This window comes from Lysobacter sp. Root690 (genome assembly GCF_001427785.1).
GTDB lineage: Bacteria > Pseudomonadota > Gammaproteobacteria > Xanthomonadales > Xanthomonadaceae > Lysobacter.
Genome location: NZ_LMHM01000016.1, coordinates 110,316 through 121,657, shown reverse-complemented (window position 1 = coordinate 121,657; position 11,342 = coordinate 110,316). Strand labels below are relative to the sequence as shown.

8 protein-coding genes are annotated in these 11,342 nt (G+C 65.6%); 5 read left to right on the top strand and 3 right to left on the bottom strand.

From position 1 onward, the window contains the following. The first annotated feature begins 409 nt into the window (after positions 1-409). From ASD86_RS18245 to ASD86_RS18235, 3 genes are all read left to right on the top strand, one after another. The gene (locus ASD86_RS18245) at positions 410-1,960 is read left to right on the top strand and encodes a M4 family metallopeptidase (RefSeq protein ID WP_056113849.1); all 1,551 of its coding nucleotides are present in this window, start codon (positions 410-412) and stop codon (positions 1,958-1,960) included. Between the two features lie 801 nt (positions 1,961-2,761). Then, a complete protein-coding gene (locus ASD86_RS18240) occupies positions 2,762-4,654 on the top strand; it encodes a M4 family metallopeptidase (protein ID WP_082578479.1) in 1,893 nt (630 codons plus the stop codon). Positions 4,655-5,029: 375 nt separating this feature from the next. Beyond that, positions 5,030-5,374, top strand: coding sequence for a hypothetical protein (locus tag ASD86_RS18235; protein ID WP_056113847.1), 345 nt, complete (start codon positions 5,030-5,032; stop codon positions 5,372-5,374). Between the two features lie 144 nt (positions 5,375-5,518). On the opposite strand, the gene ASD86_RS18230 is transcribed toward ASD86_RS18235, so the two are convergent. Beyond that, entirely contained in the window at positions 5,519-5,872 is a 354-nt protein-coding gene (locus ASD86_RS18230; protein WP_056113844.1) for a DUF1428 domain-containing protein, read from the bottom strand. A 66-nt stretch (positions 5,873-5,938) separates the two neighbouring features. Continuing rightward, positions 5,939-7,405, bottom strand: a complete 1,467-nt coding sequence (locus tag ASD86_RS18225; protein ID WP_056113841.1) for a DHA2 family efflux MFS transporter permease subunit — start codon at positions 7,403-7,405, stop codon at positions 5,939-5,941. 381 nt (positions 7,406-7,786) lie between these two features. On the opposite strand from ASD86_RS18225, the gene ASD86_RS26920 reads away from it, so the two are divergent. After that, a complete protein-coding gene (locus ASD86_RS26920) occupies positions 7,787-8,026 on the top strand; it encodes a hypothetical protein (RefSeq protein WP_157476822.1) in 240 nt (79 codons plus the stop codon). 101 nt (positions 8,027-8,127) lie between these two features. Next, a complete protein-coding gene (locus tag ASD86_RS26105; RefSeq protein ID WP_082578478.1) occupies positions 8,128-10,338 on the top strand; it encodes a S8 family serine peptidase in 2,211 nt (736 codons plus the stop codon). A gap of 180 nt (positions 10,339-10,518) precedes the next feature. On the opposite strand, the gene ASD86_RS18215 is transcribed toward ASD86_RS26105, so the two are convergent. Further along, positions 10,519-11,100, bottom strand: coding sequence for a YceI family protein (locus tag ASD86_RS18215; protein ID WP_056113839.1), 582 nt, complete (start codon positions 11,098-11,100; stop codon positions 10,519-10,521). Positions 11,101-11,342 lie beyond the last annotated feature (242 nt).

Genomic DNA, 11,342 nt, shown 5'->3' with positions numbered 1-11,342 from the left:
GCTCGCGGCGACGACGGAAACTGGTCGCGGTCACAGTATCGAGCGCCGACGAATACAAAACCGACCAACGAGTGCATTCAAATTATGTTGCAGTGCAACATAGGCACTGAAACATTATTACCCGGCGCGGTTTTAGCCCTGAAAAATCGGAAAATAGCGCGATCCAGGCAGCGCGCGGCTTTCCGCCCCAATCCCCGATACGACGCGGAAATAGCGGTCTCACCGCGTATGTGATCGCGGTGCGCGGGTTTGACCGTTATCGCCGGCGATCCCTAGCGTCGATTCCGCCGCACGGGCCATCCGCGCGGTATCCGCCTACATCCCTCCCCCATGTCGGATGCGGATGCGAAACGCCGCAAACCGGTCGCCCGACCGGCCCTCATTTACTCACTCACTTTTGGGGTTACAAATGAAGCGCAACGTATCGGTACTGTCCTTCGCTGTTTCGATCGCCCTCGCCGCCGGCGCCGCCGGCGCCGCCCAACGCGTGGATCTGCACAGCGTCGACGTCGTCAAACTCAACCAGCAGTTCCAGGCCGCCAGCGCCAAGTCCGGGGTCGCCGCCAAGGCCAATGTGCGCCACGCCGAGCTGATCGCGCTCGACGCCGACTCGACCCTGACCTCGCTCAAGAGCAGCCAGGACGCCGACGGCTCGCAAAACCATCGCTACCAACAAAGCTTCCGCGGCGTACCGGTGTTCGGCGAACACGTGGTCGTGCGCGAGGACGCCAAGGGCAACGTACGCGCCCTGTTCGGCCGCTCGGTCGCCGGCATCGGCGCCGATCTGCCGAAGCTCGACGCCAAGCTCAGCGCCACTCAAGCGTTGAGCCTGGCCAAGGGCGCCACGCTCGGCAAGCGCGCGGCCACGCTGCAGGTCCGCAACGAGAACAGCCGCAAGGTGATCTACCTCGACGACGCCGACCGCGCCCATCTGGCCTACGCGGTGGATTACTTCGCCGATGCGCCGGGCGGCGGCGAACCCAGCCGTCCGTTCGCGATCGTCGATGCCAACAGCGGCAAGGTGCTCAAGCAGTGGGAAGGCCTCAATCACGAGCAGGTCGGCACCGGCCCCGGCGGCAATCAGAAGATCGGCCAGTACGAATACGGCAGCGGCGGCCGCCCGTTCCTCGATGTCACCCGCAGCGGCAGCACCTACACCTTCAACACGCCGAACGTGAAGACGGTCAATCTCAATCACGGCACCAGCGGCAGCACCGCGTACTCGTACGCCGGCCCGCGCAACACGGTCAAGACCATCAACGGCGCCTACTCGCCGCTCAACGACGCGCACTACTACGGCAAGGTGGTGTTCGATACCTACCAGTCCTATCTGGGCATCTCGCCGCTGACCTTCCAGCTGACCCTGCGCGTGCATTACAGCAACAACTACGAGAACGCGTTCTGGGACGGCCGCGCGCTGACCTTCGGCGACGGCCGCACCACCTTCTATCCGCTGGTCTCGCTCGACGTGGTCGCGCACGAAGCCTCGCACGGCTTCACCGAACAGCAGTCGGGCCTGATCTACTCCGGCCAGTCCGGCGGCATCAACGAATCGTTCTCCGACATCGCCGGCGAAGCGGCCGAGTTCTACGCGCGCGGCCGCAACGACTTCCTGGTCGGCGCGGACATCTTCAAGGCCAGCGGCCGCGCCCTGCGCTACTTCGCCAACCCGCCGCAGGACGGGCGCTCGATCGGCCACGCCCGCGACTACACCAGCGGGCTGGACGTGCACTACTCCTCGGGCGTGTTCAACAAGGCCTTCTACATCCTGGCCAACAAGCCGAACTGGGGCACGGTCAAGGCGTTCAAGGCCTTCGCCAAGGCCAATAAGGACTACTGGACGCCGAGCACCAACTTCAACCAGGGCGGCACCGGCGTGCGCCAAGCCGCGGCCGATCTGGGCTACAGCACCGCCGATGTGGTCAACGCGTTCTCCCAGGTGGGCGTGACCGCGCAATAAGTCGGTATTGCCGGGCGCTCGCCGAGCGCTCCACCGGCATCGGCCATGCGGTCGATCGCTCACGATCGCCGGCCGTGCCGGCCGATGGCAGCCAGACTTGAAAAACCCCGGCCAAGGCCGGGGTTTTCTTTTTCGGCGCCGGAACGGTCGTTCGCCAAGCGGACGCCTTATGCAAAAACATAATAAATACGTATTTGGGAGTGCGCTCGCAGAACCGTGCGTGCATGGGTCACAGGCGGGACTGGAATTTCCATAACGCGCTAAAAAACCGGAAACGCCGCGGTTCATGCATGAATCAAGCAGCCATCTGACAAGCCGCCAGTACCGGGGCGAGCGCCTTCGAACGGCCTGCGACGGGTATATCCAACGCAATATGTGATCGATTACCCCACCCCGACGACGCAGGAATCTGCTGCATTGCAGCAATAATCCTGAAACATTATTACGCTGCGAAATTTCGTGACGCGCAAACGTGAAAACGTTTCAAGCCTGATCGTAGAACGATCTCAGACGAAATCATTTGTCGCCGCGATCCGCGCACGTCGCATTCGACGTGTGACCGGCGTCAGTCGCGTTGACTCAAATTTTGGGCGCGGCCAGCGTGCCTCCGCCGTGCTACGCGTCAGCACGGTATCCGCACGGAGTTCGACCACGCGAACGTCCTCGGGCACGGAATGCCCCGGGCCGGACGCGCGAACGACGGGGGAGCGGATGTACGAGCACTGAGAGCCGGCCGCGAACGCGGCCACCATCCACACTCGTTTGGGGGTAATACCAGTGAATCGCAATGAATCGCCGTCCATGCACGCTCTGTCCTTCGCCCTGTCGCTCGCCCTCGTCTCCGGCGCTGCCGGCGCCGCGCAGCGCGTAGACCTGCACGGTCAGGACGTCGCCAAGCTCAACCAGCAGTACCAGTCCGCCGTCGCCAAGTCCGGCGCCGCCGCCAAGGCCAACGTGCGTCACGCCGAACTGATCTCGCTCGACGCCGACTCCGGCCTGAGCCAGATCAAGAGCAGCCAGGACGCCAACGGCACCCGCAACTACCGTTATCAGCAGACCTTCCGCGGCGTGCCGGTGTTCGGCGAGCACGTGGTGGTCAGCGAAGACGCCAAGGGCAACGTGAAGACGTTGTTCGGCCGCTCGGTCGCCGGCCTCGCCGCCGAACTGCCGGCCACCGCGCCGAAGCTGAGCAGCGCGCAGGCGCTGGATCTGGCCAAGGGCGCAGCGCTCGGCAAGCGCGCTGGCGCGCTGCAGGTGCGCAACGAAAGCAGCAAGCAGATGATCTACATCGACGACGCCGGCCGCGCGCACATGGCCTATGTCGTCAACTACTTCGCCGATTCGGCCAAGGGCGGCGAGCCGACCCGTCCGTTCGTCATCGTCGATGCGAACAGCGGCAAGGTGCTCAAGCAGTGGGACGGCCTGAATCACGCCCTCGTCGGCACCGGCCCCGGCGGCAACGCCAAGACCGGCCAGTACGAATACGGCACCGACTTCGGCTTCAACGACGTCGCCCAGAGCGGCAGCACCTGCACGATGAACAACGCCAACGTCAAGACGGTGAACCTCAACGGCGGCACCAGCGGCTCGACGGCGTTCTCGTACACCTGCCCGCGCAACACGGTCAAGGCCATCAACGGCGCGTATTCGCCGCTGAACGACGCGCATTACTTCGGCAAGGTCGTGTTCGACATGTACAACAGCTACGTCGGCACCCCGCCGCTGACGTTCCAGCTGTCGATGCGCGTTCACTACAGCAGCAACTACGAGAACGCGTTCTGGGACGGCTCGGCGATGACCTTCGGCGACGGCCGCACCACGTTCTATCCGCTGGTGAGCCTGGACGTGTCGGCGCACGAAGTCTCGCACGGCTTCACCGAACAGCAGTCGGGCCTGGTCTATTCGGGTCAGTCCGGCGGCATCAACGAAGCGTTCTCGGATATGGCCGGTGAGGCCGCCGAGTACTACATGAACAACACCAACGACTTCCTGGTGGGCGCGCAGATCTTCAAGGGCACCGGCGCGCTGCGTTACATGGCCAACCCGCCGCAGGACGGCCGTTCGATCGGTCACGCCAGCAACTACACCTCGGGCATGGACGTGCACTACTCGTCCGGCGTGTACAACAAGGCGTTCTACACCCTGGCCACCAAGGCCGGTTGGGATACGGTCAAGGCGTTCAAGGTGTTCGCGAAGGCGAACAAGGACTACTGGACCCCGAGCACCGACTTCAACAACGGCGCCTGCGGCGTCGAGACGGCCGCGACCGACCTGGGCTTCACCAAGGCCGACGTGACCGCCGCGTTCACCGCGGTCGGCGTCACCTGCCCCGGCGGCCCGGGCCCGGGTCCGGGCACGACGTACACCAACGGCACCGACTTCGCGATCAACGACAACGCGACCGTCGACAGCCCGATCACCGTGTCCGGCCGTACCGGCAATGCCCCGACCAACGCCTCGGTGTCGGTCAACATCATCCACACCTACCGCGGCGACCTGAAGGTCGACCTGGTGGCGCCGGATGGCTCGCTGTACAACATCAGCAACCGCGCCGGCGGCAGCGCCGACAACCTCAGCGGCACGTTCACTTTCAACCTGTCGAGCGAACCCCTCAACGGCACCTGGAAGCTGCGCGTGAACGATAACGCCAATGCCGACGTTGGCCGCATCGACACCTGGAGCATCACGTTCTAATTGGTACGCAACAAGTAAGGCGATGCGCATGATCGCCCTGAAAACCCCGGCTCAGGCCGGGGTTTTCTTTTGCGCGCCGCCCGCTGCTGCGCAAGCACGATGGCGGCGATTGGCCCGCACCATCGGGCCGCGCGGAAGCTCGGGCGGCATGCGAGCAGCGGCGCTTGCCGCGTCCGCGCCCAGGGCCACTCCCGATCGATGGCGGGAAACTTGTGCTATCGACTTGGTTTGCGCTCCGCGCCGAGGTAATTTCAGGCGAGCGCATGAGCAGGCCAAACCGCGAAGCCAGACCCGCCTCGCGCGGTGGTGTCGCTCAGACCTCAGCTGCGCGTATAAGCAAGACAGCCAACCCCGCAAACGCAACGGGATCGTGCCATGACCGATTTCGCTTCAAGCTTCGCCTCGCTTTCCGGCATTCTTCGCAAGCACACCGCCGGCATGTCCATCAAGACGGACGAACCCGGCAATTTCTACGTCGAACTGGCCGCGGCCACACCCAAGGCGAAGCCCAGGTTTTTCGGCGCCGTGCAGACGAAGAAGTCCTACGTCAGCTATCACCTGATGCCCGTGTATGAAAATCCGTCCTTGCTGGATGGCATCAGCGACGCCCTGCGCAAAAAGATGCAGGGAAAATCGTGTTTCAACTTCACCGCGAACGAGCCGTCGCTGTTCGAGGAACTGGATACGCTCACGAAAAAATGCGCGGCAGCAGCCAGATGACCCGGCGCCGCGCCGGAGCATTCGTTCAAGCCGGACGTGCCGGGGTTGCAGCCACAACCCGGCAGCAAGCGCCCGGCATGGGTTCGCCCGCGTGCGCGCCGCCTCGCCCAGGCGAAGGCGGCACGCCTCACGCGACGGATCGGATCAGAACTCGACCAGCTTCTTGAAGCCGCCGAAGATCATCCGCTTGCCGTCGAACGGCATGGTCTCGCCCTGCATCTTCAGGCGCGGATCGTTCATCACCTGCTTGTTGATCCGGTCGCGCGCCGCGCGGGTCTTGTAGACGATCCACGCGAACACCACGACTTCGCCGGGCTTGAGCTTCACCGCCTGCGGAAACGAAGTGCTCTTGCCGGGCTTGACGTCGTCCTCGACCGCTTCGACATACGACAGCGCGCCGTACTCCATCCAGATCTTGCCGGCCTGTCGCGACAGGCGCCGGTAGGCGGCGAGGTTCTGCTTGGGTACCGCCAATACGAATCCATCCACGTAGCTCATGCGTCCTCCTTCGGGCCAGGCCCGTTGCTGGGATTGAAGCCGTTCGAACTTATTCGTGGGCAACGCTCAATGCAGCGCCGGCTGCGCGCCCTCGGCGGCCTGGTTGGCCGGCGTGCGCAGCAGCAGGCCGCCGAGCAAGGCCGCGGTCAAACCGAATACCGCACCGACCAGAAACGCGAGGTGATAACCCTCGGCCTGCGCCGCAATCAGATCAGCGCCCGCTGCGACCTGCGCCGAGGTGCGCGAGGCGGCGAGACTGGCCAGGATCGCCAGCCCCAACGCGCCGCCCATCATGAAAGCGGTGTTGACCATGCCCGAGGCCAGGCCCGATTCGGCCGGCGAGACATCGCTCATCGCCGCCAGCAACAAGGGATTGAAGGCGATACCGGCGCCGAGCCCGAGCAACAGCATGCCCGGCAACACATCGCTGACGAAATCGCCGCCAACCGGCGCGCGCGCGAACAGCAGCAGGCCGATCGTCGCCAGGCCCAGGCCGATCGCCAGCGGCCAGCGGATGCCGAAGCGCATCACCAACTTGGCCGACAGACCCAGCGAGAACGCCGCCATGATCAGGTTCGACGGCAAGAACGCCAGCCCGACCTGCATCGGCGTGTATTTCAGCACCAATTGCATGTACAGCGCCGACAGGAAGAACCAGGCGAACATCGCCGCCGCCCACAGCACGCCGACCGTATTCGCCACCGCGACATTGCGCAGGCGGAACAGGCTCAGCGGCATCAGCGGCGCGCTGACCCGCGATTCGATCCACAAGAACGCGAGCATTAGCGCCACCGCCACACCGAGCAGGCCGAGCGTATGCAGCGAGGTCCAACCGGCCTCGTTGCCGTTGACGATCGCGTACACCGCGAGCATCAGCGACGCGGTCACGGTGATCGAACCGGCGATGTCCAACTGGCCCTCGCCCGGCCCGCGCGATGCCGGCAACAGCTTCAGCGTCGCCGCGATCACGATCAGGCCGATCGGAATATTGACCAGGAAAATCCAGTGCCAGCTCAGCCCGCCAGTGAGCAGTCCGCCGAGCAGCACGCCGACGCTGCCGCCGCCGGCGCAGACGAAGCTGTACACGCCCATCGCCTTGGCCCGGTCGGCCGGTTCGGTAAACAGGTTCATGATCAGCGAAAGCGCTACCGCGGTGACCACCGCGCCACCGAGCCCCTGCACGCCGCGCGCGGCGACCAGGAAGGTCTGACTGCCGGCCAGTCCGCAGGCCAGCGAGGCCAGGGTGAACACCGCGATGCCGATCAGGAACACGCGGCGATGGCCGAACAGATCACCGAGTCGCCCACCCAGCAGCAGGAAGCCGCCGAAGGTCAGCAGATAGGCATTGACCACCCAGGCCAGCGAACTTTCGCTGAACCCCAGGTCGGTGCGGATCGACGGCAATGCGACATTCACGATGGTCGAGTCGAGCACGATCATCAGCGCGCCCATGCACAGCACGGCCAACGCGGCCCAGCGGTGGTCGTGGGGCTGGCGCTCGGCGTGCTCGGCGGAAGGCGATGGATCGGTCATGCTCGCTGGCGTCCTTTGGTGCGCGGATTCTGTGCTGCGCGGATGCGGCGCTGCCGCGGGGTCGATCGATCCCGAAACGATGGATCGTTCGGTTCGGGCGCGCGTCGATTGCGGTATTCGATGCAAGCGACGCGGGTTGCAATTGGCTGACGATTTCACGGCGCGACGATCGCGGTCAGTGCCGGCTCGATCCGATCCGCAGAAAAATCCGCGGTCGAATCCGGCACCGGCGCGATGATGCCGCGCAAAGCCACGGTCATCTTCGGCATGCCTCGCGACCGAGCCCGATCCGAGCCGCGCAGGCCCGCGCAAGCCCCGATCCGCCGCCGGCTCGCAGGCGACTATCGCCCGCGTCTAGAGCCGCTCACAGTGTGATTTGTCATGCCTGATCCTGACCGGAATCAAGCGAATGTATGTTCTCTGGCACTCGATGACGCCGCACCGGCACACGCGTTGTCGCATCCGCATTCAGCCACCGTCGCCATCATCATCATCGTGGCGACGAGCGAAGCCGACACCGCGCAATCGATACGATCGCGTATCGATGCGGAACTCGCGAACGATCTCAGTTTCATCGATCGCCGGCCTGCACAATCGGAAGCTCGCGTCGCTGCCGGCTGATCGCCTCGCAGTTCGCACGCACTTCGTTCGTGGATCGAAGCGTACGACCGGTCCCGGATCGCCCCCCAACGCCTGGGGATGCCATTGGAGAAGGATTCTCTATGCGCTACGTCAACACCCGCTCCCAACCCACCCGCTCGCACGGCCTGAGCCTCGCCATCGCCGCCTCGATCGGCCTGTGCGCGCTCGCCCACGCGCCTGCGTTCGCCGGCGAAGCCCGGCTGTCCGGCCTGGATGCGCAGCCCTCGTTCGATCGCTTCATCGTCCGCTACGTGCCCGGCGCCGCCGCGCGCGCAGCCGCGTCGGCCAAGACCGCCGCGTTGAATCGCGCCGCCGAACGGGTACGGCGCGGCGCCGAACCGGCGCTCGCGCTCAAGACCCTGCGCTCGACCGCGCTGGCCGGCACCGATGTCGTCATCGCCGACCGTCGTCTCGACCGCGATCAAGCCGCCGCGTTGATGCGCCGGCTGGCCGCCGATCCGCAAGTCGATTACGTCGAGATCGATGCGCGCATGCACACCACCCTGACCCCGAACGATCCGAGCTACCCGTTGCAATGGGGTTACAACGACGCCGACGCCGGCATCCGCGCCGAGCAGGCCTGGGACATCGGCAACGGCGCCGGCGTGGTCGTCGCCGTGCTCGACACCGGCATCACCTCGCACGGCGATCTCAACGCCAACCTCGTCGCCGGCTACGACTTCATCAACGACGCGGTCACCGCGCGCGACGGCAACGGTCGCGATCCCAATCCGAACGACGAAGGCGACTGGCAAAGCGCGGGCGAATGCGGTCCGTTCGCGGCCGCCAATTCGAGCTGGCACGGCACCCATGTCGCCGGCACCGTCGCCGCGGTCACCAACAACGGCTCCGGCGTCGCCGGCACCGCGTTCGGCGCGCGGGTCCAGCCGGTGCGCGTGCTCGGCCGTTGCGGCGGTTATCTGTCCGACATCGCCGACGCGATCGTATGGGCGTCCGGCGGCGCGGTCGCCGGTGTACCTGCCAACGCCACGCCCGCCAACGTGATCAACATGAGCCTGGGCGGCTCGGGCGTGTGCAGTGCGACGTATCAGAACGCGATCGACGGCGCGGTCGCGCGCGGCACCACCGTGGTCGTCGCGGCCGGCAACGGCAACGTCAATGCCTCCAACGCCAACCCCGCCAACTGCAACAACGTGATCGCGGTCGGCGCGGTCGACAGCAACGGCGCGCGTTCGGTCTGGAACGCCAGCCAGCAATCCAACTTCGGCGCCCTGGTCGATCTGGCCGCGCCGGGCACCAATATCTACTCGACGCTCAACTCGGGCGCGACCACGCCCGCGGCCGCGAGCTACGGCTATATGAGCGGCACCTCGATGGCCGCGCCGCATGTCGCCGGCGTGGTCGCGCTGCTGCGTTCGGTATCGTCGCAGCAACGCACGCCGGCGCAGATCGAAAGCCTGCTCAAGTCGACCACGACGCCGTTCCCTAGCACGCCCTCGCAACCGATCGGCACCGGCATCGTCAATGCCGCCGCCGCGGTCAACGCCGTCGCGAGCGGCGCGGCACCCGGCACCATCGTCGGCATCGGCAACAAATGCCTGGACGTACGCGGTGGCGCCACCGCCAACACAAGCGTGGTGCAGGTGTTCGGCTGCAATGGCTTTGCGCAGCAGAACTGGTCGCTCGGCGACACCTACGCCAATCTGCGCGGTGTGCCGAGCGGACGCATGCTCGACGTGGTCGGGATCAATCCCGAAAACGGCGCGCAGTTGCAGATCTACGATGCCACCGGCGCGAGCAATCAGGCCTGGAGCTTCACCAACACCACCATCCTCAGCCTGGGTAGCAAGGCGGTGGACGCGATCGGGGGCAGTTCCGCCAACGGCACGCTGCTGCACCTGTGGGACAGTTCCGGCGTCGCCCAGCAGATCTGGAACTTCAATCCGCAGAGCGGCGCCATCACCGGCATCGGCGGCAAATGCCTGGATGTGATCGGCGGCAACAGCGCCGACGGCACTCCGGTGCAGTTGTGGGATTGCAGCGGTGTGGCCCAGCAGAAGTGGCGGCTCGGACCCGGCGGCCGCATTCTCGGCATCGGCGACAAGTGCCTGGAAGCGGCCAACGGCAGTTTCGCCAACGGCACCCAGATACGGATCTGGAGCTGCAACGGCCTGCCCCATCAGTCCTGGCGTCTGCGCGGTGAAATCCGCAGCGGGCTCAACGGCAAGTGTCTAGACGATCCGAACCTGGGTCAGCAAGACGGATCGCTGGTGCATATGTGGACCTGCCACGGCGGGCCCAATCAGCGCTGGGAATATCGTTCGAACTGAGCCGGCCGCGCGCTTGCGGCGACTGGCGACATGCGCCTGGGCGACATGCCCGGGCGCGACGCTCAAGCGTCATCCAAAACCAGACGCGCCGCCCGAGGGCGGCGCGTTTTGTTTCTGGCTTGCGCGCGCACATCGCGCGGTTCCGATCGCGCCAACGCGACGCGGATCGGCCGCGCTAGATCACTCCGCCGCGACCGCCTCGATCTGGATGCGCAGGCTCACATCCATGTTGAAGCCCCAGTCCTTGCCGGCGGCGATGCCGAACTGGTCGCGCTGGAAACTCGCGCTGGCGTCGGCGCCGCAGACCTCGCGCTTGAGCATCGGATGCGGCATGCACTTGAACTTGTTGATCTTCAGCTCCAGCGGCTTGGTCACCCCGTGCAGGGTCAGCTCGCCTTCGACCTTGCTCGGCGCGCCGTCCTTGAAACCGGCCAGCTTGCCCTTGTAGGTCGCGGTCGGGAACTTGGCGGTATCGAACAGATCGGCCTTGTTGGCGTGCTCGTTCATCGCGTCCAGACCGAAGTCGATGCTGGTGGTGTCGATGCTGACCTCGACCGTGCCGGCGCCGGCCTTCTTGTCGAGCGTCACCGTGCCCTCGGACTTGTTGAACTTGCCGCGCCAGGTCGACAGACCGCCCATGTGGTCGGCTTCGAAGCTGGGATAGGTGTGGGACGGGTCGATCTTGTAGGTGACCGGCGCGGCGAAGGCGCTACCGGCGAACACGGCCAGCGAGGTCACGGCGCAAAGCGTCAGCTTGTTCATGAGGCGGTCCCATTGGCGGAAGTCGGGGCACGCTACCACCGCGAGCCGGCGGCTCGCAATCGTGGCGATGCGGGGCGGCGTGAACGCGTATCACAACGTCGCCATGGCGCCACGATGCGCGACAGCGATGCCCACGCAACGCGCTCGACGGACGAATGCGTCGCGCCCCGACCAGACCAGACCCAACCAGACCGCGACGCAGCACCACCGCGGTACACGTCTTGGATCGATCTCGGTGCGTC

Bases quoted from the DNA above. Each gene is read 5' to 3' on its own strand.
- ASD86_RS18245 (WP_056113849.1), top strand. From the start codon at position 410: ATGAAGCGCAACGTATCGGTACTGTCCTTCGCTGTTTCGATCGCCCTC.
- ASD86_RS18240 (WP_082578479.1), top strand. From the start codon at position 2,762: ATGCACGCTCTGTCCTTCGCCCTGTCGCTCGCCCTCGTCTCCGGCGCT.
- ASD86_RS18235 (WP_056113847.1), top strand. From the start codon at position 5,030: ATGACCGATTTCGCTTCAAGCTTCGCCTCGCTTTCCGGCATTCTTCGC.
- ASD86_RS18230 (WP_056113844.1), bottom strand. From the start codon at position 5,872: ATGAGCTACGTGGATGGATTCGTATTGGCGGTACCCAAGCAGAACCTC.
- ASD86_RS18225 (WP_056113841.1), bottom strand. From the start codon at position 7,405: ATGACCGATCCATCGCCTTCCGCCGAGCACGCCGAGCGCCAGCCCCAC.
- ASD86_RS26920 (WP_157476822.1), top strand. From the start codon at position 7,787: ATGCCTGATCCTGACCGGAATCAAGCGAATGTATGTTCTCTGGCACTC.
- ASD86_RS26105 (WP_082578478.1), top strand. From the start codon at position 8,128: ATGCGCTACGTCAACACCCGCTCCCAACCCACCCGCTCGCACGGCCTG.
- ASD86_RS18215 (WP_056113839.1), bottom strand. From the start codon at position 11,100: ATGAACAAGCTGACGCTTTGCGCCGTGACCTCGCTGGCCGTGTTCGCC.